Here is a 25,867-nt window from a genome sequence, read left to right as displayed (position 1 = left end):
TTTTATAGCAAAAAAAGCTGCTTTTAGCGAATGCTTAAATTTCGCATAAAAAGCAGCTTTTACATTATCTTACTTTACTTTGAAATGTGCAATAGCAAGATCCAATTCGCGTACAATTTCATTCAGATGAACAGCCGCAGAAGAAATATTATCCATTAATGCAAGCTGCTCTTCCGTTGCAGCGGCGACGTTTTCTGTCTTCTCAAGGTTACCCGCAGCTGTAGAAGCCGTTTGTTCCATTGAAGCACTTACCTGCTCGGAGCTGGCGGACATTTGCTGCGTAATCGCAGAATTTTCATGAATCTGCTCACTCATCTGTACAATAGAAGCAACGATGATATCCAAGTTTTGACGAACCTCACCTACCCGCTCGCTGCCCCGTTCCATTTCCAGAATCGTTTGCGACATGTACGCTGAAGCTCCCGCAATTTCGCTTCGTGTCACGTCTACGAGTTGGTGTATCCCATCAGCCGATGCCAGCGATCCCGCTGCCAGCTTGCGAATCTCTCCTGCAACGACAGCAAAACCTCTGCCGTGTTCACCTGCACGCGCTGCTTCAATCGATGCGTTAAGCGACAAAATATTCGTTTGATTAGAAAAGCTCGTTATATTTTCGGCGATTGCACCAATTTCCTTCGAACGATGCTCAAGCGTTTCAATCGTATCCGATAGACTGCTGATCACTGACCTCACCTCGCCCATTTGAGCAACTAAACGAAGCAGAGCTTCATGGCCGAGGTCGGCCTGTTTTGAGGTAGAAGAAGATTTATCGGCGATCGAGGCTGTATTTTCTGCGATTCGCTGAATGCCAATTGTCATTTCCTCGATCGCTCTAGATGTTTCTTCTGCGCCTCTTGCTTGTACTTCTGAGCCATTGGCTACTTCCTGAATATTTTGAGCGACATGTTCTGCTGCATCTGCCGACTCCTTCGAAGCTGTCGTTAATTGTTCTGTCGATTTGGTTACTTCAGCAGCATTATCGGCAATTCCGCTAATAAGTTGCTTTGTAGCTTCGATCATATGATCGACCGATTGCGAAATACGGCCAAGCTCATCCTTGCTGTACTTCCGATCTGGGAGAACGGTCAAGTCCCCTTCTGCTACACGCTGTGTTTTGAACACGACGCTTTTGATCGTCTTCATAATATGGCGAATTGTAAAATAAACAGAAATTAATAAAACGAATGTAAGCGCAATAATGGAGATAAAGAGAGTAAGCTGTGTTTTATCTAATTCATCTGTAATGTTAGCAATCGTTGATTGTGCGTACACTTTAGTATTTTGACCGATTTCATCAATACTTTTTCTACTTGTTAGGAAGCTATTATCGATCTGTTTATTTTGAAAATTGCTCTTTCCATCAGCTGCTGCTTTAACCGCTGCGGCTGACCAGAAATTAAAATTAGCCTTAAACTCAATTAATATTTGATTAATACTGCGCTCAGACTCGCCCGAGGATAGATTCTGAAGTCCTTTCTCGTATAGAATGGTTTGCGCTTCTCCTACCCGATCCTCGACTTGTTTAAGATTTTCGGCCAATTCAGCTCGAGCAGCGTCTGCATTTGTTTGATCTAAAGTACCTGATTCCACTCTCAAATAAGCTTGATAGGCCTGATACATATCCCTATCCGCGTTTAAGATTAAAGTGTCTACTTGATTAGAAGTCTCAAAAATACGATCTGTCATGTCATTCAAAACGGACCGCTGCTCTTTGAGCAAATAAAGTCCTGTAAATGCATATAACAAAAGTGGAACCAAAGACAACATGACTAGCCTAGCACGCAAAGATAATTTCATTAATAACCCCGCCCCTCAAATTCATGACAATTCTCTATAATTATTTATCGGAGACAAACGGCTATAAAGAAGAGTCCCTTTCAAAAAAAGATAAATTTTTGTGTCGAATTTTGAATTATTTTTCGCAAAAAAAAAAGCGTGCTCTCATAGAATAAGAGCACGCTTTATTAGTTCAACAATTATTTTCCAAAAGATTGAGGATCTTGTCTCCATGCTTGTAGAGCAGCAACATCTTCAGGAGCTACTTTACCAAGCTCCACAGCCGTTTGGATGAGTGCGCTATAGCTCGACAATGTTATGAGCGGCATTTGTTCAGCGGCAAAAGCTTGAATAGCTGAATCGAATTCATATGTGAAAATAGCAAGTACCGCTAACACTTCTGCGCCAGCTTCTCTCACCGCAAGCCCCGCTTTAAGCGAGCTTCCGCCTGTCGAGATCAAATCTTCAATAACGACAACCTTTTGACCAGGTAGCACACGACCCTCGATTTGATTCTGTTTGCCATGCCCCTTTGCTTTATCGCGAATATAAGCCATCGGCAGGTTTAACTTCTGTGCAACCCAAGCGGCATGTGGAATACCGGCAGTTGATGTGCCTGCAATAACTTCCGCATCCGGATAACGCTCACGAATGATCGTTGCGAATCCTTCTGCAACGAGATCGCGAATCGCTGGGTGTGTCATCGTAAGACGGTTATCACAATAGATTGGTGATTTAATGCCTGACGTCCATGTGAACGGTTCATTCGGACGAAGTGCTACAGCTTCGATTTCAAGCAGGCTCTTAGCAATTTGATTAGGCAATTCAGCTAAAGATAGTTTACTCATAGGAAATCAGCTCCTCAATAATGGATTCTAATGCTGCTCTTGGGCTTGGTGCCGCTGTAATAGGACGACCGATAACCATATAATCAGTTCCTTGGCGCAATGCCTCGCTTGGCGTCATAATGCGTGATTGATCATTAACATCCGCTCCAATTGGACGAATGCCTGGAGTTACTGTTTTGAAGGAAGTGCCGCAAAGCGCTTTAATAGCCTCAACCTCTGAAGGAGAAGCGACAACTCCGTCCAAACCTGCTTTTTTGGTAAGTTCCGCGTAACGCAGCACCGCAGATTCTACTGTACCGCTAATCCCGATTTGCTCGTTAAGCATTGCCTGATTTGTACTTGTCAAATGGGTAACGGCGATAACCGTAGGTTTGCGAAGTCCGCTGCCAGTTAGTGCAATATCTACACCTTCAAGCGCAGCCTCAAGCATATCACTGCCTCCTGCGGCATGTACGTTGAACATGTCAACACCCAGCTTCGTTACACTGTTTGCCCCGCCTTTGACTGTATTCGGTATATCATGCATTTTCACATCAAGAAAAACGTAGTAGCCCCGCTCTTTCAAGCTTTGTACAAATGCCGGGCCTGCAGCATAAAACAGCTGCATTCCAACCTTCATATAACAGGGAATGCCTTGTAGTTCGGCAATTAAACGTTCAGCCGCTGCTGCATCTGGATAATCAAGTGCAACCATAATCCGTCCTGCTGCTTGCTCGTTTGTCAATTTCATCCGAAATCACTCCATTTCTCTGTTCATTTGCAAAATAAACGGCCATACGTCTGCTCCATCCTATCGACCTTAAGACAAAATCGCCTAAGGTCGATAAAGAAGCAATTAACGCTGGCCGTACTTTTAAGCTCGCGTGAGCTTATTTCTTTTGTAGCAGCACTGGCATAGAACGTGAGGAGAAGTTCAACGTTTCGAGCATGACAAGCAATGCACGAACCGTATCAAGCGAAGTCATACAAACGACGCCATTCTCAACCGCTTCACGACGAATTCTGAATCCGTCACGCTCAGGAGCTTTGCCTTTTGTCAACGTATTGACAACAAATTGCGCTTGCCCTTCACGTACTAGATCAAGAATATTCGGCGAGCCTTCGCTTAGCTTATTGACAGTCGTAACGATTAAGCCGGCTTCTTCCAATACTTTCGCTGTTCCGCCTGTAGCAATAATTTTGTAGCCAAGGTTAAAGAATCCGCGAAGCAATTCGGTTGCTTCCTCTTTATCTTTATCGGCAACAGTTGCGATGATAGCGCCTGATGTTGGGATTTTCATTCCTGCGCCAATGAGACCTTTATAGAGAGCTTTCGCATATTGAACATCACGGCCCATTACTTCGCCTGTTGACTTCATTTCCGGCGTTAGAGTCGGGTCAACCCGGCGCAGCTTCGCGAAGGAGAAGACAGGAACTTTAACCGATACATATTCATCCTCAGGCCACAAGCCTTCAACATAACCAAGATCAGCAAGCTTCGTACCAAGAATAGCTTTTGTAGCTAAGTTTGCCATTGGAATGTTCGTAACTTTGCTAAGGAAAGGTACAGTACGCGATGAACGCGGATTAACTTCAATGACATACACTTTTTCTTGATGAATGACGAATTGAATGTTAACAAGTCCAATTACGTTCAGCGCTTTAGTGATGCTAATGGTGATGTCAACGATTTGTTGCTTAATGTCTTCCGAAAGTGATTGTGGAGGATATACCGCAATGGAATCGCCTGAGTGAACACCAGCGCGCTCAACATGCTCCATAATCCCTGGAATAACAACCGTCTCGCCATCACAAATGGCGTCAACCTCTGCTTCTTTACCAAGCATATAACGGTCGATCAAAACCGGATGCTCTGGGTTGATTTTCACTGCAACTTCCATGTAGTTCAGCAGTTCTTCATCTGAGTACACAATTTCCATTGCGCGTCCGCCTAGTACATATGAAGGGCGAACAAGTACAGGATAACCTAGTCCTTGTGCTGTAACAACCGCTTCATCAACAGAGATGACCGTCTTGCCGTCAGGCTGTGCGATGTTCAGGCTGCGAAGCAAAGCTTCGAATTTCTTGCGATCTTCTGCAGCATCGATGCTCTCAAGGCTGGAACCGAGAATGCGCACACCTGCTTTGGAAAGCGGAGCAGCTAGGTTAATTGCCGTTTGGCCGCCGAATTGTACGATTACGCCAATCGGGTTTTCTTGCTCAATAACGTTCATAACATCTTCAAAGAACAATGGCTCAAAGTAGAGTCTGTCAGATGTACTGAAGTCAGTTGAAACTGTTTCTGGGTTATTGTTAATAATAACTGCTTCGTAACCAGCATTTTGAATGGCCCATACCGCATGAACCGTCGAGTAATCGAACTCGATGCCTTGACCAATACGAATTGGTCCAGATCCAAGTACTAAAACCTTCTGTTTGTCTGTAACCGTTACTTCATTCTCTACTTCATATGTGGAGTAGTAATATGGCGTCGAAGCTTCAAATTCAGCTGCGCATGTATCAACCATTTTGTATACCGGCTTCAAGTTAAGCTGAACGCGAAGTGCGCGTACATCAGCTTCAGTCGTATGACTGCCGTTCGGGAAACCTTCTTGACGGATTTCTGCGATGGAGCGATCTGAGAAACCTTTGCGTTTTGCTTCATACAACGTTTGTTGATTCAACGTTGATTCACTGCGCATACGATCCTCGAATGCTACGATCGATTGAATTTTGTCAAGGAACCACCAGTCGATGTTTGTAAGATCTTGAATATCTTGAAGCTGATAGCCACGACGGAACGCTTCCGCTACTAGGAACATACGCTCATCATCCGGCTTCTCTAGACGAGTGCGAAGCACGGCATCCTCTAAAGATGAAGCTTCTTTCAAGTGAATGCGGTGAGCCCCGATTTCGAGTGAACGAACCGCTTTGTGAATGGATTCTTCAAAGGTACGGCCAATGGCCATAACTTCGCCAGTTGCTTTCATTTGCGTGCCTAGTTTGCGATTCGCGTTAACGAATTTATCAAACGGCCAGCGTGGAATTTTCGATACGATATAATCAAGAGTTGGCTCGAAGCATGCGTATGTTTGTCCAGTAACAGGGTTCACAAGTTCATCAAGCGTGTAGCCGATTGCGATTTTTGCTGCCATTTTGGCAATTGGGTAACCCGTTGCTTTAGACGCTAGTGCTGATGAACGGCTCACACGCGGATTTACTTCGATTACATAATATTGATAGCTTTGTGGATCAAGAGCGAACTGTACATTACAGCCGCCTTCGATGTTAAGAGCGCGAATGATTTTCAAGGAAGCCGAACGCAGCATTTGATACTCACGATCAGACAACGTTTGGCTTGGCGCTACGACGATGCTATCGCCTGTATGTACGCCCACCGGGTCAAAGTTTTCCATGTTGCACACAACGATACAGTTGTCGTTCGCATCACGCATAACTTCATATTCGACTTCTTTCATGCCTGCGATCGACTTCTCGATCAAACACTGGTTTATCGGGCTATAGCGGATTCCGGAAGTAACCGTTTCGCGCAGCTCTTCTTCATTCGCACAAATACCGCCGCCAGTTCCGCCAAGTGTGTAAGCAGGACGAACGATGATCGGGTAACCGATTGTGTTAGCGAAGTTAACTGCATCTTCCACAGTCGTTACGATATCACTGTCTGGTACTGGCTGTTCCAATTCACGCATAAGGTCACGGAATAAGTCGCGATCCTCTGCTTTCTCAATTGCTGTGAGCTGTGTCCCAAGCAGTTTTACATTTTCACGTTCCAGAACGCCAGCGCGTGCAAGTTCAACCGCCATATTAAGGCCAGTCTGTCCGCCAAGCGTTGGAAGTAGTCCATCTGGACGTTCTTGACGAATGATTTGAGATACAAAATCCAGTGTAATTGGCTCGATGTATACTTTGTCAGCCATGTTCGTGTCCGTCATGATTGTTGCTGGGTTACTGTTTATAAGAACAACCTCGTAGCCCTCTTCCTTGAGCGCTTGGCAGGCCTGAGTACCGGCATAGTCGAATTCCGCCGCTTGTCCGATGACAATTGGACCGGAACCGATCACGAGAATTTTTTTGAGTTCATTATTTTTGGGCATACTGAAGCTCTCCTTTCAACGTCTCCGATAACACAACTTGACGAGGTTTTTGTGGGTTATTTTTCTTGTGCGTACGGATCATTTGCAGGAACTCATCAAACAAATAGCTGGAATCGTATGGTCCAGGAGCAGCCTCTGGGTGATATTGAACCGAGAAAGCTGGGAATGTTTTGTGTTTAAGTCCTTCGATCGTGCGGTCATTGTTATTAATATGTGTTACTTCGAGTGGTGTGCTGCCTACCGATTCTTCAAGCACAGTGTAGCCATGGTTTTGTGATGTAATGTAGCAACGATTCGTTGCCAATTCTTTTACCGGGTGGTTTCCGCCGCGATGTCCGAATTTAAGTTTAGTCGTTTCTGCTCCGCAAGCTAGTGCGAACAGCTGGTGTCCTAAGCAGATGCCGAAGATCGGAAATTCGCCGAGCAGCTCAGAAATCATTTTCACCGCATAAGGAACATCCTTCGGATCCCCAGGACCATTTGACAATTGAATACCATCTGGAGCTAGGCGACGAATTTGGTCTGCAGTCGTATCGTGAGGAACAACGATCACATCGCAGCCGCGTTTTGTAAGCTCTCGCAAAATACCGCTTTTTGCACCGAAGTCAACAAGTACGATGCGCTCGCCTTGACCAGGACTTGAGAATACGTGAGATGTCGATGTGCGTGCTACTTGGTCTGTCATTAGTTTCGAGATATTTAGACGTTCAGCAAGTTCTTCAACACGCTCGTTGCCTGTTGTGATTAGACCCTTCATCGTACCGTAATTACGAAGCTTACGAGTAAGCATCCGTGTATCAATATCGCTGATACCTGGGATACCGTATTCTTTAAGAAGCTGACCTAGCGAATATTGAGCGCGCCAGTTGCTTGGCACTTCCTCGTGACGACGAACAACGAAGCCGTGAATGAATGGGCGCATTGCCTCAAAATCATCACGTGTAATGCCATAGTTGCCGATTAACGGGTATGTCATCGTTACGATTTGTCCGCAGTAAGACGGATCGGAGAGAACCTCTTGATAACCAGTTATACCTGTATTAAATACAACTTCGCCCATCATTTGTGCTTCTGCACCGAACGAAAGTCCTGTAAACAACGTACCGTCTTCCAACAATAATCTTGCTTGCATCCGTATCACTCCTCAGGTGTTGATTATCCCCATATATAGGCTTTAGTAAGTAAAAGTTATTATTCTGACCACACGACAGCGCCGTCTACAATGGTTGTTACAGGCCAGCCGCTAAGCTTCCAACCGCCGAAAGGCGTATTGTTACTTTTTGAAGCAAATGTGCTCGGATCAACCGAACGTTCGCTGTTCAAATCTACGATCGTAACATCGGCTGGCGCGCCTTGCTCCAAACGTCCAGTTGGAAGTCGGAAAACACGAGCCGGATCCGCAGTCATACGCTGCAATAGGAAGCCGAGTGTCCACTTGCCGGTTTGAACAAACTTTGTATACAACAGCGGGAAAGCTGTTTCGAATCCAACGATACCAAATGGTGCAAGCTGAACGCCGCGAGCCTTTTCTTCCGCGCTGTGCGGTGCATGATCCGTAACGACCATATCGATTGTGCCGTCTTCAATCGCTTCGATAACTGCTTTAACGTCACGCGGCGTGCGAAGCGGAGGATTCATTTTCCAATTCGCATCATCAAGTCCCGGGATATCCTCATCAGACAGAAGCAGATGATGAGGGCAAACCTCAGCTGTAACGCGAACTCCGATTTGCTTAGCAAGGCGGATTAGTCGAACCGATTGCTCAGTGCTGACGTGGCATACATGATAATGAACGCCTGTAGCTTCTGCTAACAGCACATCTCTTCCTACATGAATCGCTTCAGATTCATTCGGAATGGCTTTCAGGCCGTGCTTGCGGGAAAACTCACCTTCCGATGCCCAAGCGCCTTCAACCAATGAATCATCTTCGCAGTGAGCGATGATCGGCATATCCATTGAATGGGCCAGTGCCATGGCATTTTTCATCATTTGCGCATTTTGGACGCCTACACCGTCGTCTGTGAAGCCAATGGCTCCTGCTTCCTTCAATGAAGCAAAATCCGTCAGTTCGCGGCCTAGCTCATTTTTGGTAATGGATGCGTATGGCAGTACTTTCACGATGCCGACTTGTGCAGCCTTGTTCGTAATGTAGCGTACTGTTTCTGCTGTATCCGTTACAGGGCGAGTGTTAGGCATACAAGCGATCGTTGTGAATCCACCTTTTGCAGCAGAGCGTGTGCCTGTAGCGATATCTTCTTTATATTCAAAACCCGGATCGCGCAAATGAACGTGCATATCAATAAAGCCTGGTGATACTAGCTTGCCTTGTGCATCAATGACTTCTGCGCTTCCAGTGTCTACTGACTCGGAACCGTCTATGATTGCTTCGATTTTGCCGTTTTCAATCCGAATATGCTTACTTTCTAAGCTGCCCGAAGTTTCATTCCATACGTTACCGTTTATAATCCATAATGACATTTTAGTTTTCCCCTCCGGATTTAGTTTTAGCTTAGCGCGCGTTCTACTACCGCCATGCGGATAGGAACCCCGTTTTCCATTTGCGGGAAAATGCGTGATTGTGGATGCTCAACCAGTTCATCGTCAATTTCTACGTTACGATTGATTGGAGCAGGATGCATAATAATTGCGTGATTAGCTAATTTGCTAGCTCTCTCTACCGTCAAGCCGTATTGCTCGCGGTAGCTTTCAGCCGAGTTCAACATTCCGCTTTCATGACGCTCCAGCTGGACGCGCAGCATCATGACAACATCTGATTTTAAAGCTTCATCTATAGATACATAAGAGACATCGAGTTCAGAGGCTTGCATATTTGGCGGTGAGCAAAAGTTTACGTTAACACCGAATTTTTGCAATGCCCATAGATTCGATCTTGCAACGCGGCTATGCAGCACGTCTCCAACAATCGAGACCGTCAAGCCTTTGAGTTGTCCAAAATGCTTGCGCATCGTGTACATATCGAGCAGCGCTTGTGTAGGATGCTCGTTATTGCCATCTCCGGCATTAATGAGCGGCACATTGATCTTCGTTGCCAGTTCAGCGAGAACCCCGATCGGCTTTAAACGAATAATTCCAACGTCAATTCCCATTGATTCAAGCGTGCGAACCGTGTCGTAGATCGATTCTCCCTTTTGTACACTTGACACCGCAGCGGAGAAGTTTAGCACTTCCGTACCTAGACGTTTCTCAGCTACCTCGAAAGAAAAGCGAGTTCGCGTGCTGTTCTCGAAAAACATATTTGCTGCAAATTTGCCCTGCATAGTGGTGTGTACTTTGTTTGAATGATTCTCCCAATAGGCAGCGCGATCAAGTATCGATTCGATCTCTTCTTGGCTTAATTCTTTTAATCCGAGCAAACTCCGTTGTTTAAGCTTTGTTATTGTCATCCGGCTTGCCCCCTCTGATTAATAATGGTTACTTGGTCGATTAGGTCGATTTCAGTGAGAGCCACATCGATCTGCTCTTGCTTTGAGCTCGGGACGTTCTTGCCGACAAAATCAGGTCGAATCGGCAGTTCACGATGTCCTCTGTCTACAAGCACAGCCAGCTGAATGCTTTGCGGCCGGCCGCAATCCATAAGCGCATCCATTGCCGCCCGAATCGTGCGTCCTGTGTACAATACGTCATCGAACAAAATAATGCGTTTGTCCTGAACCGTAAAAGGTACACCGTCGGTATCGCCGATTGCAGCTGCTGTCTCCACGTCTGCAGAAATGATTGCTTTGCGATCATCGCGGTATCGAGTAATATCAAGCTCGCTCACAGGAACTCGCTTTCCTTCAATTTCACCGATGCGCTCTGCGATTCGACGAGCAAGGTATATCCCTCTCGTGCGAATACCGACAATCACACAGTTGTCGATTCCCTTGTTCTTCTCCACAATTTCATGAGCAATTCGCGTTAATGCGCGGCGAATCGCCGTTTCATCCATGATGACTAAATGCTCTTCTTCCGTCATTTCCGCTGACTCCTTCCATAACCGCCCAAAACTGTCAGGTTGCGACAAAAAGCTCCTTGCAAAAATCGCAAGGAGCTTGTGATAAGGCATGAAGAGATAGGTGCAAGCAAGCACAGAGCTCTCGTCACAGAAAGCAGTGCATTAGGCTGTCCTATTCTTCTCTTCTATAGACCTGTTATTCACGCTACCTTGCCAGTCTCTCTGGACTGAGTTAAAGGTACTGATGTATATCATAGGAATTATCCCACGTTCGACAAAAGATGTCAAGTAAAAACGAATATTTCCGCTTTAACTTAGTGTGGACCAAACCAGATAAACTATGCAAGGATAGCGCAAGTTACTTAAAGGCTTAGTTTACGAATTCTTTCAACTGCTTTTTCTGTATTCTCAAGACTTCCGAACGCTGTAAGTCGGAAATATCCTTGACCGCTTTGACCGAAACCTACACCCGGTGTTCCAACAATGTTTGCTTCAGTAAGAAGCTTATCGAAGAATGACCAAGAATCCATGCCGTTTGGTGTTTTCAACCAAATGTAAGGTGCATTGACGCCGCCAAACACCTCAAGGCCAAGCGACGCAAGGCCGTCACGGATAATGGCTGCATTTTTCATGTAGTAATCAACTAAGGATTTGATTTGTGCTTTGCCTTCTTCCGAGTAGATAGCAGCTGCGCCACGTTGTGTTACGTAAGATACGCCGTTAAATTTTGTTGTATGACGGCGATTCCACAAATCGTTGATCAACACCTCATTGCCAGATGCATCGAAACCTTTCAACTCGCGTGGCACTACCGTGTAAGCACAGCGAACGCCAGTAAAACCTGCTGTTTTGGAGAAGCTGCGGAATTCGATTGCAACTTCACGTGCGCCTTCGATTTCGTAAATGCTGTGAGGAACATCCTCTTCCTGAATAAATGCTTCGTATGCAGAATCATAAAGAATGATGCAGTTGTTAGCTTTCGCATAATCAACCCATACTTTAAGCTCTTCCTTCGTAAGCGTCATGCCAGTCGGATTGTTCGGGTAGCACAAGTAAATAATATCTACTTTACGATCAGGAAGGCTAGGCTTGAAGTCATTCTCAGCTGTGCACTCCAAATACGCAATGTTCTCATAGCGCTTTGTATCTTGGTTGTATTTGCCTGAGCGGCCAGCCATTACGTTCGTATCTACGTATACTGGATAAACCGGGTCTTGAACCGCAACAATGCTGTTCTCGCTGAAAATCTCTTGAATATTGCCGACATCGCATTTGGAACCGTCGCTTACAAACACTTCGTTTGATGCAATGTCAATGCCGCGTGCTTTATAGTCATTTTCGATAATCGCATTAATTAGAAAATCGTATCCTTGTTCAGGACCGTAACCACGGAATGAACCTGGAGCTGCAAGCTCGTCCACAGCACTATGCATAGCGTTCAGAACCGCATCCGGCAAACCGCGCGTAACATCCCCAATTCCTAAGCTGATAATTTCAGCATTTGGATTTTCTTGAATGAATTTAGTACGGCGTTTTGCAATTTCAGAAAACAAGTAGCTGCCTTGCAGCTCCAAGTAGTTTTGGTTGATGGAAGTCATTTCACGTCACCTATCCTTATATTCATTTACTTCAGTTGTTATTGATTAGAATAACGTACTTATGTGCTTGAAATAATGAATAATGTGGTGAAAAGTTTGCACTATTGCACGTAAAGCATTATCTTGAACGCAAGCTGCTTAATACATATTCGAAGTCTGCTGGCAAAGGCATTTCGAATTCAAGTCTCTCGCCGCTGCGCGGATGCGTAAAGCCAAGCAATGTAGCATGCAGCGCTTGTCCTTTTAAGGCTACGGTCTTATTGCGGCCATAAACTGGATCTCCCGCAAGCGGGTGACCAATATATTTCATGTGTACACGAATTTGATGGGTACGTCCCGTTTCTAGTTGAAGCTCTACAATGGTGTAATCGCCCAAGCGCTCCAGTACGTGGAAATGAGTTACTGCATGTCTGCTGTTGTGCTCCGTTACCGTAAACAACTTCCTATCATTCAGGTCGCGGCCGATCGGCGCATCAATCGTTCCTTGGTCATGCGGCAAATTACCGTGTACCAGTGCGATATATTTACGAGTTACCGTATGATCCTTGAGCTGCTCGGCTAGCGAGATATGAGCAAGATCATTTTTGGCAGCCATCAACAATCCAGTTGTATCCTTGTCTATACGGTGAACAATGCCCGGACGGATCATGCCATTAATGCCGGACAAATCCTTGCAATGGTACATCAGTGCATTTACAAGCGTCCCTGATGAATGTCCCGGTGCAGGATGAACCACCATACCGCGCTTTTTATTAATGACAATGAGGTCTGAATCCTCATAAATAACCTCAAGAGGTATATTCTCAGGCACAATGGCCGCTTCTTCCGGCTCCGGAATAAGCAGAACGACACGATTGCCCTCTGCCACCTTCACGTTTGCTTTTGCGATTTTGTCATCGACCTGCACGGCTCCTGCTTTGATCCATTCCTGAACTTGCGTTCTGGATACGCCTTGATCGTCAATACTGTCTGTTACAAACTTATCTACTCGCTCACCGGATTGCTCCGCCTCTACGATCCATTCCAACGGTTCTTCATTATACAGGTTGCTGCTCATGATTGTTTTGATCCTTGTCCTCTCCATTTTGCAAACGATTCTTGTCATCTTTAGCGGATAACAAAGTGTCAATAAGAATTAATGCTACACCACAGACAATGGCCGAATCCGCCACGTTGAATATCGGGAAACCATAGCTGCCGAAATTGAACTGCAGAAAGTCCACCACTTCTCCATAACGCGCACGGTCAAGAAAGTTGCCAATCGCGCCGCCAAGTACAAGACCAAGTCCGACTAGCAGCCACGGCTTAGCAAATTTACGCGATGCCTGTATGTACCAAATGATGCCGAGTACAATAATAACGGTAATGATAATAAAAAATAGTCTTTGTTCTTGTAGGATGCCAAATGCAGCACCACGATTTCGATGCGATGTGATGAGAAAAAAATTACCGATAACGCTAATTTGATCCCCGATCTCTAATTTTGTTTCAATTAATTTCTTTGTTACAAAATCAAGGACTAACACCAATACCGCTATCCAGTAATAATAAAAACGCATCGAATCACTCCTAATTTTTTGTAAAGCAGCGTCTCCATTCAAAAATACTTTAGGCCAACCGGAGTAAACCATACGTATTTCTGAAAGTTTGCTAATCAATTGTAGCATACGGAGCTAATTAAGAGCCAGCATCCGCCTTTTGTTCTTCCATTGAAGACCATACTGAAAAACCGCATTTCGGCAAAAGCTAATACCGCAACTATGTTCCCTGCTAAGGAGGGTGCTCAAAATGACAAAGCCAACAACCGCTCATTTTCAACTGCTGCAAAGCAGATTATTAGATGAGCAACGCGAAATCGAAAAACGGCTCGCTGAAAACGATCATTATGGCTTAGCGCATTCCCTGCGCGACGATACTGGTGAGCTTTCCACTATCGACAATCATCCAGGTGATGTCGCTACCGAGCTTTATGAACGCGAGAAAGATGTAGCTCTTCATGAACAAGAGGAATTGCATCTGAACCGCATTGATGCAGCACTAACCGCAATTGCTGACGGAACATACGGCATTTGTAAAACGTGCAACGAACCTATACCGCTTGAGCGTTTGGATGCCGTTCCAGATACTCTTTATTGCATTGAACATGCGCCAAGACAACAACTATCCTTCCGCAGGCCGGTTGAAGAATTAGTTCTCGATCCTCCATTTGGTCGAACCAGCATGGATGAACATGATTCCTACAATGGCTTTGATGGCGAGGATGCTTGGCAAATTGTTGAGCAGTGGGGCAATGCTGATTCACCAGCCACATCAGAAAATCGTGATGTCGCCGATTATGAGCATGTAGGTATTGAAGCTTTCGAGAATGACGGTTTCGTTGAATCCATTGAAAGCTTTCTTGCGACCGATATTACTGGCCGTCATGTCTCCGTAATCCGCAACCGAGAGTATAGACAATACTTGGAATCGGATGAAGGCGATCATGGATTAGAAACGGACAATGATGATCAACACCTTTAATCAATAAACTTTTCCTTCGAGCTGTATTTGGACAATTCGTATAATGTCCGCAATATAGTCGCCGATTATCGGTAAGTTCAGTGCTCCTAATATACGCAGAACATAAAGAATGGTCGCAGCAAAAAAAGTAAAGCCTATGGCGATTCCTACACCTCTGGCTGTCCCTGCAAGCAGGTTTTTCCAAATCATTGTCCATGGCCTGTTTAACAGATCAATGTAGTCCGCTATTTGGGTATGTTCCATCTCGGTAGCTATAGTTTGCAGTCGTTTATCAAGCTTGCTTAACGAAGTTTGTAACTCGTTCAAATTTTTCGGCTGTTCCGGGTTATTTGTGTTCATACGAGGCATCCCCTTTGTCAAACAATAAAACGAGGCCTGACCTGCCGGACATTGCATGCTTCACGACTATTCAGTCGCTTGCTGCAGCTGTCGGAAGGCGACGGCCTCGTTTTTTCGCTTGTTAATTTCCTTTATACTATAACCCTATCCGCGAATGAAAATCCCTATTACTTTTTCGCCAAGCACAACTTTCTCCATCTCTGGTTCCTCACCATAGGTTACCGTTTGTACAAGCACGTTGTCTTGCAGCACTTGCGCGAACGCAACCAGCGCCTCTTTAAGCTCTGCGTCGACATCTAGTACAAGATCAATTCGTTTCTCAATTGGCAGATCCAGCTTTTTGCGCGTATCTTGAACGGCACGAATCACTTCACGAACCCAGCCCTCTTGCTCTAGCTCAGCCGTAATATCCGTATTCAACGCTACAGTAACACCGTTGCCAGATGCAGATGCAAAGCCTGACTTCGCTTGTTTCTCAACCAATAGCTCATCAACAGTGATCGATAGCTGCTCGCCTTCTGCACTTGTGAAGTCGAAGCTGCCACCATTTACGATGCTGCGGGTTTGTTCAGCCGTTAGCCCCTTCAACTGTGCTTGAATCGGACCTACGTTTTTACCGTATTTTTTACCGGCAACTTTAAGATTTAGCTTGAGGGTGAAATCAACAAAACCACTGTCTGAATTTTGGACTGTAATAGCTTTTACATTTATTTCATCCTTCACGATATCCTCGTAATCTGCCACGTTGAAATCACGATCTAGCGATACGATTAGCTCCGATAAAGGCTGACGCGTCTTAATTCCTGTTTCGTTACGAACGTTGCGTGCAAGCTCAACGATTTGTTTCGCGCTTTCCATATCACGCTCCAAAGTCTCGTCAATGAGCGCCTCATCCGCGTTCGGATAGTCAGCCAAATGCACGCTTCCTACTCCGCCTAAGTTTCCGTATACATCCTCCGCAAGCAAAGGCGCATAGGGTGCGATTAGACGCGAGAGTGTAAGCAATACACTGCGAAGCGTTTGATAAGCGGCTAATTTATCATCTGTAAGCCCGCTTCCCCAGAACCGATCGCGTGAACGGCGGATGTACCAGTTGCTCAGCTCGTCAACGAAGATCTCGATCGATTTGGCTGGATTTAGGAAGTCATTTACTTCAAGACCCTTGTTCACTGTATTGATCAAGCTGTTCAGACGTGAAATGATCCAGCGGTCCAGCTTGTTGTCTGATTTGGACTCCTCATGGGCTGAGTAGTCGAAACCATCGATCGAAGCATACAAAGCGAAAAATGCATGTGTATTTACGATCGTATCGATTACTTTCGATTTCGCCTCGCCAACTATGCCGCGTGAGAAGCGTTTGCTGTTCCAAGGCGCGCTGTCTGCAAGCAATGCCCAGCGGAACGCATCCGTTCCATATTCATTAATGATTTCCCAAGGATCAATAACATTCCCCTTCGACTTGGACATCTTCTGCCCGTTCTCATCCAAAATATGGCCTGTTGAGATAACCGCTTTATATGGCGCTTTGCCGTTGTAGAGCGTTGATACTGCAAGCAAACTGTAGAACCAACCGCGAGTTTGGTCGATACCTTCACAGATAATATCTGCTGGATACTGTTCTGCGAATTGCTGCTCGTTCTCAAACGGATGGTGATGCTGAGCGAACGGCATCGAACCGCTATCGAACCATACATCGATAACTTCAGGTGTACGTGTCATTTCAGCACCCTCAGCGAAAGGAGATTTCAGCTTAATGTCATCTACATATGGTTTATGAAGCTCGATGTCCTCTGGCACATCGCCAATTGCCATCGCGCGCAAATCAGCAATACTGCTTGGAGAGTACTCCTTGCCTGTAACATCACAAACCCAAACATTGAGCGGCGTACCCCAATAACGGTTGCGACTGATGTTCCAATCCACCAAATCCTCCAAAAACTTGCCGAAGCGGCCTTCGCGAATGTGACCAGGATACCAATCAACGCTGTTATTGTTAGCGATCAGTTGATCCTTAACGGCTGTTGTTTTGATAAACCAGCTTTCCATCGCATAATAGATGAGCGGCGTTTTGCAGCGCCAACAGAATGGATAGCTATGCTCATAACGCTCCTTCGAGTAGAGAAGCCCGCGTTCGCTTAGATTCTTGACGATGTCAATATCAAGCTCGGCGTCTTTCACAAAACGTCCTGCAAAGTCTGTAACCTCTGCCGTATAGCGACCTGCCAAATCAACAACACTCAGCATGCTAATTCCGTTCTCGCGCGAAACTCTATAGTCATCCTCACCATGTGCCGGAGCGATATGAACGATACCCGTACCGCTAGTGTCGCTGACGAAATCGCCTGCAATAACGATATGTCCCTTTTCTACAGCAACATATTGGAATGGCGGTTCGTAGCTAAGGCCAACTAGCTCAGCACCCTTCAATACGGATAAAACTTCATAGTCATCTTTAAGAACTTTCTCCGCTAGATTTTGGGCAACGATATAGACTTCACCGTTTTTGGAAGCGCGGATGTAATCAAGCTCCGGATTTACGGCTAACGCCACATTTGCTGGAAGCGTCCATGGTGTAGTTGTCCAAGCGAGAACGAATTCACCAGATTCCACTAGCTTAAACTTCGCTGTCGCGCTCAGATCCTTAACATCCTCATAACCTTGAGCTACCTCGTGTGAGCTAAGCGTCGTTTGACAATCCGGGCAATAAGGACTTACGCGATGACCGCGGTACAGCAGACCTTTTCCATGAATTGTCGATAAAATATGCCATACACTCTCGATGTACTCGTTTTTAAGCGTGATATATGGATTATCTAAATCCGTCCAATAAGCGATTCCTTCTGTCAGTTCACGCCACTGCTTCTCATATTCAAATACGCTGTCTTTACATTTTTTTATAAACTTCTCTACGCCATATTCTTCGATTTCTTGCTTGCCGGAGATGCCTAGCTGCTTCTCAACTCCAAGCTCAACCGGAAGACCATGCGTATCCCAACCTGCTTTACGGATAACACGGTACCCAGCCATCGTTTTATAGCGGCAAATAAAATCTTTAATTACGCGGCCAAGTACATGACCGATATGTGGTGCTCCATTAGCGGTTGGCGGCCCTTCATAAAACACAAAATTCGGCTTGCCTTCCCGGTTTGCTATTGATTTTTTAAACGTTTCATCTGTTTTCCATTGCTCCAGCACTCGCAGCTCACGGCTGCGGGCACGTTCCTTAACGTCTACGCGTTGCATCGCTTCAGCCTCCTAATTTCAACAAAAATAAAGCCTCATCCCTATGAGAAGGGACGAGGCTTAGTCGCGTTACCACCCTTGTTCCGCACTGCTGCTGAAATCCAGCAAGCAAGTTAATGAAAGCAGACAGCTAAGTTCAGCTATGCTTCATGCGGCACCTTAGTCGCGAACATCATGTTCGCGTTCCCTGTAACGGGGGACAGCCGTCAGCACTTACTGCTGCTTACGCAGGTTCGGCGCCGCTTCTCAGAGAGGATATTCCGCAATAGCTCACACACCGGGCTTTCAGCTGCCGCCGGCTCTCTGAGGAGTGAACTTAAAACGTACTTGTTCTCATCAACGAAGTTTAGATCATCAATTAATTACTATTAGTTATAGCGTAACAACAGGCTAAATGTCAAATGGCATTTAGCCTGTTTATTAAAAACTAACCGCGAGTCAGTTCATGCTCTGTTAGTCTTACTGGTGGCTCTAGTGTATCCCAACCATCTACGGAAAGTAGTTCAAGCTGAGCTTCTACTAGTGTACGGAAACGAGCGCGGTATACGGATGCTTGTTTTTTAAGCTCCTCGACCTCAAGAGAAACCTTACGAGACTTCGCAAGCGAATCATTAATGATTCGATCTGCATTTTTCTCTGATTCCTTAATGATCAGCTGCGCTTCCTTCTTCGCGTTGTTTCTTACTTCGTCGGCTGCTTCCTGCGCAACAATAATCGTTTTACTCAGTGTTTCTTCGATATTCGTAAAATGATTCAATCTTTCCTGCAAGCCTAATACCTGGTTTTGCATCTCTTTATTTTCACGAATGAGTGATTCATAGTCTTTGATGACCTGATCTAGAAATTCATTAACTTCATCCTCATCGTAGCCACGTAATCTCCGACCAAACTCTTTGTTATGTATGTCCAATGGCGATAACGGCATTGGCGCACCTCCTTATGGTATTTGGAACATTCGCAACCGAAATTACACTATTTGATGAGAATAATTCGACAACTACAGGTAGATTCCTGCAATCATTCAAATAAATTTGCCGATCTTCACTCGAATTCTGCCTTTTTTTGTCACGCCATCCACCTCTAGTATTTTAAAGCGGCCGAGTCCTTTGAATGACACAACGTCACCCGCTCGAAGTTGCTCGGATGGGTCTTCTTTTGACTTCCAGTTCACCCTGCATCTTCCTGCCCGAATCGGATCAACAATTTTGGATCTGCTTATGCGATATACATCGCTTGCAATCCCGTCCAATCGCATGGAAGCGACTGACAAACTCATTTCCTCCAGCTTAACCATAGCGGTCTGCAGCTCGGATAGAGGAAACACGTCTGTCAGCACATTAATCCGATGAACCTGTCTCAGATGGATATTCAAGTAATCAGCAATTTCATCCATAACAATGATATGACAAAAATGCTCATGCACATGTATGTCACCAATTCGGTCACGTTTAATACCAAGTCCAAGCAGTGCCCCTAAAAAATCACCATGATCTAGTTCCATCTGGGCTTGTCCCGGTCCATTTACCGCAAGAACAGATATACCTGCACTTTCATCATCTAAACTTCGATAATCTGGGCCAATAATAGCCCGTCTACGTTCAGCTTGATCATATCCGCCATCAAAACGGACATTAACGTCAGGGTTGCGATTTGCCAAAATAGTCAATATTTGTGCTTGTCTTGGGTCTAAAAAATCGGTCCGCTTCAGCTCATGCTGCTGTGCGGACCGCTCTATCCATTCCTCCGCCCGATCTACGAAAGGTTTCTCATCGGGATGGAAATGATCATATATTCCTTGTTTCATTTGAACTCATTCCTTTAATCAAATAAAAAATCCGATTACTGCAATCAGGCCATACGCTACAAACTGCAAAGCGAATACGGCAAGGATCGGAGAAAGATCAAGCATGCCGCCGATTGGCGGAATAAACTTTCTGAAAATACCTAAGTATGGCTCAACCAGCTTACCTAGAAATACGCCGATAAAGCTTTCACGAGCGTTAGGCAACCAAGAAAGCAGCACATAACCAATAATCATAAATGTGTAAATTTTTTGCACCAGCATCACAATACTATAAACTTCATCCATTAACTCAAGGTCACCTCATTTTGTTGTAGTCTATCTCCTCCGCCAGCATTTCCGTTATAGCACCTTGAATTTCGACTGAATCCGGCGTGCAAAGAAAAATGTTGGGTCCTAGCTTAGAAATGCTTCCGCCTAAAGCGTACACGGTACCGCTTAGAAAATCAACAATCCGAACGGCAAGATCGTTACGGACTCTTTGTAGATTAACGATCACAGCACGGCGTGAACGCAAATGATCGGCAATTTCTTGTGCTTCATCATAAGACCTAGGCTCACTTAGCACTACACGAACATTTTTCTGCGAGTGAATGCTGACGACATTGTTGCTCTTCGTGTTTTTACGTGCCTCGAAGGGAGAAGTTTCAGCTTCTTGTTCTTCTTGTTGTACAACACGCTCTCTCTCTACTACTTCTTCTTCATCTTGCAAGCCAAGAAAGCTCATAAAGCGGTTCATGACGCTCATCCCTTATTCCTCCTCTTTCCCTACTAATATCGTACCAAGGCGAATCCATGTCGCTCCTTCTTCGATAGCAACTTCAAAATCATTCGACATGCCCATTGATAACTGGGTGATGGTGTGTGGATGTTTCGAGCGCCGCCCTAATTCATCTCTCAGCTCTCGAAGTGCTCTAAAGACGGTTCGCGTTTGTTCTGGTTCCGCTTCATAAGGAGCCATCGTCATCAAACCAATTGGCTTAATCGACTGAAGCTCTGCAAGCTGCTCTACAAAGGGAATGAGCTCTTCTGGCTCAATGCCTTGCTTAGAGTCTTCCCCAGAGACGTTTACTTGAATAAAACAAGGAACTATAATACCAAGCTGGGAAGCACGTTTATTAATGGCTTCGGCAAGAGATAGCCTGTCCAACGAGTGTATGTATGTAAACTTCCCAATGACGTCCTTCACCTTATTCGTCTGCAATGAACCGATAAAATGCCAGATAGGCTGATCCTCTGTTACTAGATCAACACTGTCGCTTATCGCTTCCCATTTCGCTTGCGCGTCCTGCCAACGATTTTCTCCTAGATGAAGTAAGCCTTGCTCGAGGGCAGACTTCGTAGTATCTAAAGACACATATTTCGTAACTGCGATAACTTGTACATCATCTCTACTGCGGCCAGCTCGCTCGCAAGCCTTCAAAATTTTTTCTTCCACAAATTCAATTCTATTCTCTAATGTTAATGACATGTTTCACCTCTCCCGAATGCCGATCCAACTGGCCATTCGGCCGGTTAAGCCACCTTCTTTGCGATGAGAAAAAAACAAATCCCGTCTGCAACCAGTGCACCACTCTGTTAATTCGATACATATCGGCAAAATTCCTGCTTTTATCATAATCTGTCGGTTTATTTCTTTCAAGTCTAAGTTCGCTTTGCCGTCATCGGCTAGCTTAAGCATTGATTCCGCTTTTTCTCCAGTCAAGCTCAGCTCATTCAATAGAGCCTGTACTTGATTAATGACTGGACCATCCACCTCGTAGCAGCAGCCGCCTATGGAAGGCCCTATAGCTGCGACAAGCGCCTCAGGATTAGTTCCATAAGCTTTCTCCATTGCTCGTACCGTTTCTACAGCAATCTGCTGGACGGTTCCCTTCCAACCGGCATGCGCGAGCGCAACCGCATCATGCTCTGGGTCATAGAAATACAATGGGACACAATCTGCGTAAAAAGAAGTCAGCAGCACCCCTGGTACATCTGTCATAATAGCGTCGCAATCCTTCAACACATCGTCAAGACTCTCTCTACCCTTGCCGCTATCTGCTTTCGTCACTTGCCATACACGATTCCCATGCACCTGCTCAGCACATGTCCACGCCTCAAAAGGCCAGCCGATGGCATCGGTCATTAATCGTCTATTCGAAATAACCGCATCATCTTCGTCCTTAACATGCAAGCCCATGTTTAAAGATGACCAATGGCCTTCGCTTACACCGCCTTGTCGTCCTGTAAACCCCACGCTTAAATGCTCATAACGTGTTATCCATTCGGACAATAAAAAAAGCGAAGGTCCCTTCGCTGATTGATTATGTTCAAAAGCTTCCATTTGATATCACCTCTATTTAAAGGTTTGCACAGCAAACCTACTTCGTAAGCATTTGCTAAGGTTTGCACAGCAAACCTACTTCGTTAGCAAAAGAGCTGGTTTGCAAAGCAAATCAACTTGCTTGTATAGACACAGTTTAGCGTTTTATGAGCGAGCGTGCAAATCATCTTCCTCAGAACGAAGCTGTTTAGTGTCATCCATTCGAACGAGCACAACATCCGCCCCTATTTTAACAATATTACGCCATGGGATAACGACCTCTGTACCGCCACCGCCAAACATCCCCAAAAACTTAGTAAATTGCGGCACCACAATAGAATCGATCCGCCCCTGCCGTAGATCAAGCTCCAAATCAGTTATTTGGCCTAACTTTTTTCCGTCCACAATATTTATTACATCCTTCGTCTGAAAATCAGATATTTTCATTTCCGCTCACCACTTTTCAAGTAGAGTGATCACCCGTTTGTCTCTCCTATAACTATATGTGGAAATCGCCCAAAATGTCCTTCTTATGAAGAAAACGAGACGCTTATTTCAAAATGTATTTTTATGTACGTCAGTGTACAATACTTTTCACCATCTGATCTGCATGATATAATTTCTGTACGGTATCGTACAATAAAAACAATATCAGAGGATCGACATATGGAGGATATCATGCCAAAAATCGTCGCAACAGAACTCGATTGGATCAAGCTCGGTATGCAAAAATTTGCTGAAGGAGGTGTCGAGGCTCTCGTTGTAGAACAGCTGGCTAAGCAGCTAAGCAGCAGTAAAACCAGCTTTTATTGGTACTTCAAAAATCGCGTTTTATATGTAGAACGTATCGTAAATTATTGGCACGAACAAACAACCACTTCAATCATTGCTCATATTCAGCAGCATGACAATTTGGAACCGATGCAAAAGGTACGACGTTTGCTAAGCGTCATGTTCAGCACCGTTGAAGGAAAAGATTTCGTCTATCATTTCCGAAAATTAGGAACGACTTCGTCTGCATATGCAGAGCTATTACATCAAATAGAGCAGCAACGTTTGGATTACATGAGAAATCTGCTTGTTGCGAGTGGATTATTAGAAGATGAGGCCAGAAATACCGCTGAGCTCTTGTATAGTTATTATTTGGGCTGGTATGAACGAAATAAGCACCGTACTCTCAATCCTGAAAAAGCCCGGCAACAAATTGACCTGCTCATGCCATTTATTGAAAAAACTCATTCATGAAACGGAGGGACATGAGGTGCAAATATTACTAGCAACTTTAATTGGTACGGTGTTGTTCATCATCAGCGGTATACATATATACTGGCTTTTTGGAGGACGGCGTGGATTTTCCATTGCTGTCCCGACGAAGAACCACACTGGTCAACCTATTTTTATTCCCCGTCCTATAGGGACGGCAGCTGTTGCTCTGCTCTTCTTGGCGGCTGCTGTATTTATCTTCATGTTTGCTGACATTATCCCTGTCACCGGACCAGCGTCGTTGCCGTCCTTTGCAGGTTGGGCGCTTGCCATTGTTTTTTTGGCTAGAGCTATAGGAGAATTTCGAGCTGTCGGGTTTTTCAAAACGATTCGAAACACGCCTTTTGCACGGATGGATACGTATGTTTACTGCCCGCTTTGCCTCGTTATCAGCTTCTTAACTTTCTGGTTGATGAATACTGCTTAGTGTCTTTCAATCATGACATATAAATAAAAAACGGTGCCTCTCGGCACCGTTTTTTTATGTTTTTACATGCTTTTGCATTTGCTGAATAGCTGACTTTTCCAAACGAGATACCTGTGCCTGTGAGATGCCGATTTCATCGGCCACCTCCATTTGCGTTTTGCCCTCAAAGAAGCGCATCGACAAAATCATTTTTTCACGGTCGTTCAGCTTATGCATAGCCTCCCGAAGCGCAATTTCTTCAATCCACGATACATCTTTGTTTCGCTCGTCACTGATCTGATCCATAACATAAATAGGATCGCCACCGTCGTGGTATATCGGTTCAAACAACGAAACAGGATCTTGAATGGCGTCCAGTGCAAATACGACGTCTTCCTTCGGAACGTTTAATGCTTCCGATATTTCAAAAATCGTCGGTTCGCGTGAATTTTTGTTCGTCAAACTATCCCTAACCTGAAGTGCCTTATAGGCGATATCTCTTAAGCTGCGCGATACGCGTATAGGGTTGTTGTCACGCAAGTAACGGCGTATTTCTCCGATAATCATCGGTACGGCATAGGTGGAAAATTTGACATTTTGGCTAAGGTCGAAATTATCTATCGCCTTCATAAGTCCAATGCATCCGACCTGGAATAAGTCGTCTACAAACTCTCCCCTATTGTTAAACCGTTGTATAACGCTAAGCACTAGCCGTAGATTACCGTTTACTAATTTCTCTCTTGCTGCCCACTCGTTACGGGTTTGCAATGCCGTAAACAATTCTCGCATTTCCACATTATTTAGGACAGGCAGTTTCGCGGTATCCACTCCACAGATCTCGACTTTATTTCGGGTCAACGTGATTACCTCCCAAGGAGAAACATTACTGTACATTATCTCCTCAGGAGTCCTTTTTATTCCTATTGTGACATCGTTCGACAACTGCAAGCGGGATGCGGATTTTAAACCATTTTATTAAATTCTTTGCGAAGTCTTTTTATAATTCGCTTCTCCAGACGTGAAATGTAGGACTGGGAAATGCCAAGAAGGTCAGCGACATCCTTTTGCGTTTTTTCCTCACCGTCGGCAAGACCGAACCGAAGTTCCATAATAATTCGTTCACGTTCCGATAATTTATCAAGCGCTTTGTGAAGCAGCTTGCGGTCTACCTGCTCTTCAATATTGCGGTAAATGGTGTCATTCTCTGTTCCGAGCACATCCGATAAAAGCAGTTCATTTCCATCCCAATCGATGTTTAGCGGTTCATCAAATGATACTTCGGTACGCGTCTTGCTGTTGCGGCGCAGGTACATCAATATTTCATTTTCAATACAACGCGAGGCGTAGGTGGCAAGCTTAATCTTTTTTTCAGGATCAAACGTATTAACCGCCTTTATAAGACCAATCGCGCCAATTGATACGAGATCTTCAATATGAATGCCAGTATTTTCAAACTTACGAGCGATGTACACGACAAGCCTTAAATTACGTTCGATAAGCATAGCGCGAATGGCCGTATCGCCCGTAGGCAGTTTTTCCAGCAAATATTCTTCTTCTTCACGTGTTAAGGGAGGCGGCAGCGCTTCACTTCCACCAATGTAATAAATTTCTTCACTTTTTAATCCGAATAAAAACATCACACGATAATAATATAACTGAAGGATCAGTTTGTACTTGACGAGCATCTTGCCCATCCCTCCTCGTTTGTATGAGCATACG

At 45.0% G+C, this 25,867-nt stretch carries 25 protein-coding genes and 1 other annotated feature; of the genes, 3 read left to right on the top strand and 22 right to left on the bottom strand.

Going from position 1 to position 25,867, the window contains the following annotated elements:
- Positions 1–69: 69 nt before the first annotated feature.
- The 11 genes from AC787_RS26805 to lspA all read right to left on the bottom strand — a co-directional run bounded on the left by AC787_RS26805 (position 70) and on the right by lspA (position 13,830).
- Positions 70–1,797 (bottom strand): methyl-accepting chemotaxis protein, encoded by a 1,728-nt coding sequence (locus AC787_RS26805; RefSeq protein WP_054027997.1) that lies wholly within the window; start codon positions 1,795–1,797, stop codon positions 70–72.
- A 179-nt stretch (positions 1,798–1,976) separates the two neighbouring features.
- Entirely contained in the window at positions 1,977–2,624 is a 648-nt protein-coding gene (pyrE, locus tag AC787_RS26800; RefSeq protein ID WP_054027996.1) for an orotate phosphoribosyltransferase, read from the bottom strand.
- Positions 2,617–3,354, bottom strand: coding sequence for an orotidine-5'-phosphate decarboxylase (pyrF, locus tag AC787_RS26795; protein ID WP_054027995.1), 738 nt, complete (start codon positions 3,352–3,354; stop codon positions 2,617–2,619). The genes pyrE and pyrF overlap by 8 nt, the downstream gene beginning before the upstream one ends.
- Positions 3,355–3,493: 139 nt before the next feature.
- A complete protein-coding gene (gene carB / locus AC787_RS26790; protein WP_054027994.1) occupies positions 3,494–6,718 on the bottom strand; it encodes a carbamoyl-phosphate synthase large subunit in 3,225 nt (1,074 codons plus the stop codon).
- Positions 6,705–7,850 carry a glutamine-hydrolyzing carbamoyl-phosphate synthase small subunit gene (carA, locus tag AC787_RS26785; protein ID WP_054027993.1) on the bottom strand — a complete coding sequence of 382 codons (1,146 nt, stop codon included), beginning with the start codon at positions 7,848–7,850 and terminating at the stop codon, positions 6,705–6,707. Before carA ends, carB begins: the two co-directional genes overlap by 14 nt.
- Positions 7,851–7,909: 59 nt before the next feature.
- On the bottom strand, positions 7,910–9,196 hold the full coding sequence (locus tag AC787_RS26780; RefSeq protein WP_054027992.1) for a dihydroorotase: 1,287 nt from the start codon (positions 9,194–9,196) through the stop codon (positions 7,910–7,912).
- A gap of 26 nt (positions 9,197–9,222) precedes the next feature.
- The gene (locus tag AC787_RS26775) at positions 9,223–10,122 is read right to left on the bottom strand and encodes an aspartate carbamoyltransferase catalytic subunit (protein ID WP_054027991.1); all 900 of its coding nucleotides are present in this window, start codon (positions 10,120–10,122) and stop codon (positions 9,223–9,225) included.
- A complete protein-coding gene (gene pyrR, locus AC787_RS26770; protein WP_054027990.1) occupies positions 10,119–10,694 on the bottom strand; it encodes a bifunctional pyr operon transcriptional regulator/uracil phosphoribosyltransferase PyrR in 576 nt (191 codons plus the stop codon). Before pyrR ends, AC787_RS26775 begins: the two co-directional genes overlap by 4 nt.
- Positions 10,695–11,035: 341 nt before the next feature.
- The gene (locus AC787_RS26765) at positions 11,036–12,271 is read right to left on the bottom strand and encodes an LL-diaminopimelate aminotransferase (RefSeq protein ID WP_054027989.1); all 1,236 of its coding nucleotides are present in this window, start codon (positions 12,269–12,271) and stop codon (positions 11,036–11,038) included.
- 118 nt (positions 12,272–12,389) lie between these two features.
- Positions 12,390–13,328: an RluA family pseudouridine synthase gene (locus AC787_RS26760; RefSeq protein WP_082361158.1), complete on the bottom strand. Its 939-nt coding sequence runs from the start codon at positions 13,326–13,328 to the stop codon at positions 12,390–12,392.
- Positions 13,309–13,830, bottom strand: coding sequence for a signal peptidase II (lspA, locus tag AC787_RS26755; RefSeq protein WP_054027987.1), 522 nt, complete (start codon positions 13,828–13,830; stop codon positions 13,309–13,311). Before lspA ends, AC787_RS26760 begins: the two co-directional genes overlap by 20 nt.
- Positions 13,831–14,059: 229 nt before the next feature.
- On the opposite strand from lspA, the gene AC787_RS26750 reads away from it, so the two are divergent.
- Positions 14,060–14,791 carry a TraR/DksA C4-type zinc finger protein gene (locus tag AC787_RS26750; protein ID WP_054027986.1) on the top strand — a complete coding sequence of 244 codons (732 nt, stop codon included), beginning with the start codon at positions 14,060–14,062 and terminating at the stop codon, positions 14,789–14,791.
- Here the strand turns inward: AC787_RS26750 and AC787_RS26745 are convergent, their stop codons facing one another.
- From AC787_RS26745 to AC787_RS26705, 9 genes are all read right to left on the bottom strand, one after another.
- On the bottom strand, positions 14,792–15,130 hold the full coding sequence (locus AC787_RS26745; RefSeq protein ID WP_235561128.1) for a DUF5665 domain-containing protein: 339 nt from the start codon (positions 15,128–15,130) through the stop codon (positions 14,792–14,794).
- 144 nt (positions 15,131–15,274) lie between these two features.
- A complete protein-coding gene (gene ileS, locus AC787_RS26740; RefSeq protein ID WP_054027984.1) occupies positions 15,275–18,373 on the bottom strand; it encodes an isoleucine--tRNA ligase in 3,099 nt (1,032 codons plus the stop codon).
- A gap of 46 nt (positions 18,374–18,419) precedes the next feature.
- Positions 18,420–18,722: a binding site (T-box leader), on the bottom strand.
- 78 nt (positions 18,723–18,800) lie between these two features.
- On the bottom strand, positions 18,801–19,298 hold the full coding sequence (locus AC787_RS26735) for a DivIVA domain-containing protein (RefSeq protein WP_054027983.1): 498 nt from the start codon (positions 19,296–19,298) through the stop codon (positions 18,801–18,803).
- 96 nt (positions 19,299–19,394) lie between these two features.
- Positions 19,395–20,177: an RNA-binding protein gene (locus AC787_RS26730; protein ID WP_054027982.1), complete on the bottom strand. Its 783-nt coding sequence runs from the start codon at positions 20,175–20,177 to the stop codon at positions 19,395–19,397.
- 18 nt (positions 20,178–20,195) lie between these two features.
- The gene (locus AC787_RS26725) at positions 20,196–20,462 is read right to left on the bottom strand and encodes a YggT family protein (protein WP_054027981.1); all 267 of its coding nucleotides are present in this window, start codon (positions 20,460–20,462) and stop codon (positions 20,196–20,198) included.
- Positions 20,463–20,472: 10 nt separating this feature from the next.
- The gene (locus tag AC787_RS26720; RefSeq protein ID WP_054027980.1) at positions 20,473–20,922 is read right to left on the bottom strand and encodes a cell division protein SepF; all 450 of its coding nucleotides are present in this window, start codon (positions 20,920–20,922) and stop codon (positions 20,473–20,475) included.
- A gap of 3 nt (positions 20,923–20,925) precedes the next feature.
- Positions 20,926–21,645, bottom strand: coding sequence for a YggS family pyridoxal phosphate-dependent enzyme (locus tag AC787_RS26715; protein WP_054027979.1), 720 nt, complete (start codon positions 21,643–21,645; stop codon positions 20,926–20,928).
- Between the two features lie 3 nt (positions 21,646–21,648).
- Entirely contained in the window at positions 21,649–22,500 is an 852-nt protein-coding gene (pgeF, locus tag AC787_RS26710; protein ID WP_054027978.1) for a peptidoglycan editing factor PgeF, read from the bottom strand.
- A 144-nt stretch (positions 22,501–22,644) separates the two neighbouring features.
- On the bottom strand, positions 22,645–22,926 hold the full coding sequence (locus AC787_RS26705; RefSeq protein WP_054027977.1) for a YlmC/YmxH family sporulation protein: 282 nt from the start codon (positions 22,924–22,926) through the stop codon (positions 22,645–22,647).
- 231 nt (positions 22,927–23,157) lie between these two features.
- Here AC787_RS26705 and AC787_RS26700 point away from each other — a divergent pair, with 231 nt between their 5' ends.
- Positions 23,158–23,724, top strand: a complete 567-nt coding sequence (locus AC787_RS26700; protein WP_063847711.1) for a TetR/AcrR family transcriptional regulator — start codon at positions 23,158–23,160, stop codon at positions 23,722–23,724.
- A 16-nt stretch (positions 23,725–23,740) separates the two neighbouring features.
- Positions 23,741–24,169, top strand: a complete 429-nt coding sequence (locus AC787_RS26695; protein ID WP_054027975.1) for a DUF3995 domain-containing protein — start codon at positions 23,741–23,743, stop codon at positions 24,167–24,169.
- Between the two features lie 54 nt (positions 24,170–24,223).
- Here AC787_RS26695 and sigG read toward each other — a convergent pair whose 3' ends face one another.
- The gene (gene sigG, locus AC787_RS26690) at positions 24,224–25,006 is read right to left on the bottom strand and encodes an RNA polymerase sporulation sigma factor SigG (RefSeq protein ID WP_054027974.1); all 783 of its coding nucleotides are present in this window, start codon (positions 25,004–25,006) and stop codon (positions 24,224–24,226) included.
- Positions 25,007–25,110: 104 nt separating this feature from the next.
- On the bottom strand, positions 25,111–25,833 hold the full coding sequence (gene sigE, locus AC787_RS26685; RefSeq protein ID WP_054027973.1) for an RNA polymerase sporulation sigma factor SigE: 723 nt from the start codon (positions 25,831–25,833) through the stop codon (positions 25,111–25,113).
- Between the last annotated feature and the right edge of the window lie 34 nt (positions 25,834–25,867).

It is taken from the genome of Bacillus sp. FJAT-28004, from assembly GCF_001280845.1.
Lineage (GTDB): Bacteria > Bacillota > Bacilli > Paenibacillales > Paenibacillaceae > Pristimantibacillus.
The sequence above is the reverse complement of the archived record's forward strand: the minus strand, read 5'-3'. Positions and strand labels throughout refer to the sequence as shown.

What these genes read in the sequence shown, in the direction of transcription:
- AC787_RS26720 (WP_054027980.1), bottom strand. Translation starts at nt 20,922, where the DNA reads ATGAGCGTCATGAACCGCTTTATGAGCTTTCTTGGCTTGCAAGATGAA.
- ileS (WP_054027984.1), bottom strand. Translation starts at nt 18,373, where the DNA reads ATGCAACGCGTAGACGTTAAGGAACGTGCCCGCAGCCGTGAGCTGCGA.
- sigE (WP_054027973.1), bottom strand. Translation starts at nt 25,833, where the DNA reads ATGCTCGTCAAGTACAAACTGATCCTTCAGTTATATTATTATCGTGTG.
- carA (WP_054027993.1), bottom strand. Translation starts at nt 7,850, where the DNA reads ATGCAAGCAAGATTATTGTTGGAAGACGGTACGTTGTTTACAGGACTT.
- pyrE (WP_054027996.1), bottom strand. Translation starts at nt 2,624, where the DNA reads ATGAGTAAACTATCTTTAGCTGAATTGCCTAATCAAATTGCTAAGAGC.
- AC787_RS26735 (WP_054027983.1), bottom strand. Translation starts at nt 19,298, where the DNA reads ATGCCGTTATCGCCATTGGACATACATAACAAAGAGTTTGGTCGGAGA.
- AC787_RS26715 (WP_054027979.1), bottom strand. Translation starts at nt 21,645, where the DNA reads ATGTCATTAACATTAGAGAATAGAATTGAATTTGTGGAAGAAAAAATT.
- carB (WP_054027994.1), bottom strand. Translation starts at nt 6,718, where the DNA reads ATGCCCAAAAATAATGAACTCAAAAAAATTCTCGTGATCGGTTCCGGT.
- AC787_RS26780 (WP_054027992.1), bottom strand. Translation starts at nt 9,196, where the DNA reads ATGTCATTATGGATTATAAACGGTAACGTATGGAATGAAACTTCGGGC.
- lspA (WP_054027987.1), bottom strand. Translation starts at nt 13,830, where the DNA reads ATGCGTTTTTATTATTACTGGATAGCGGTATTGGTGTTAGTCCTTGAT.
- AC787_RS26705 (WP_054027977.1), bottom strand. Translation starts at nt 22,926, where the DNA reads ATGAAAATATCTGATTTTCAGACGAAGGATGTAATAAATATTGTGGAC.
- AC787_RS26700 (WP_063847711.1), top strand. Translation starts at nt 23,158, where the DNA reads ATGCCAAAAATCGTCGCAACAGAACTCGATTGGATCAAGCTCGGTATG.
- AC787_RS26775 (WP_054027991.1), bottom strand. Translation starts at nt 10,122, where the DNA reads ATGACAATAACAAAGCTTAAACAACGGAGTTTGCTCGGATTAAAAGAA.
- AC787_RS26745 (WP_235561128.1), bottom strand. Translation starts at nt 15,130, where the DNA reads ATGAACACAAATAACCCGGAACAGCCGAAAAATTTGAACGAGTTACAA.
- AC787_RS26760 (WP_082361158.1), bottom strand. Translation starts at nt 13,328, where the DNA reads ATGAGCAGCAACCTGTATAATGAAGAACCGTTGGAATGGATCGTAGAG.
- AC787_RS26750 (WP_054027986.1), top strand. Translation starts at nt 14,060, where the DNA reads ATGACAAAGCCAACAACCGCTCATTTTCAACTGCTGCAAAGCAGATTA.
- AC787_RS26730 (WP_054027982.1), bottom strand. Translation starts at nt 20,177, where the DNA reads ATGAAACAAGGAATATATGATCATTTCCATCCCGATGAGAAACCTTTC.
- pyrF (WP_054027995.1), bottom strand. Translation starts at nt 3,354, where the DNA reads ATGAAATTGACAAACGAGCAAGCAGCAGGACGGATTATGGTTGCACTT.
- pgeF (WP_054027978.1), bottom strand. Translation starts at nt 22,500, where the DNA reads ATGGAAGCTTTTGAACATAATCAATCAGCGAAGGGACCTTCGCTTTTT.
- AC787_RS26805 (WP_054027997.1), bottom strand. Translation starts at nt 1,797, where the DNA reads ATGAAATTATCTTTGCGTGCTAGGCTAGTCATGTTGTCTTTGGTTCCA.
- AC787_RS26765 (WP_054027989.1), bottom strand. Translation starts at nt 12,271, where the DNA reads ATGACTTCCATCAACCAAAACTACTTGGAGCTGCAAGGCAGCTACTTG.
- pyrR (WP_054027990.1), bottom strand. Translation starts at nt 10,694, where the DNA reads ATGACGGAAGAAGAGCATTTAGTCATCATGGATGAAACGGCGATTCGC.
- AC787_RS26725 (WP_054027981.1), bottom strand. Translation starts at nt 20,462, where the DNA reads ATGGATGAAGTTTATAGTATTGTGATGCTGGTGCAAAAAATTTACACA.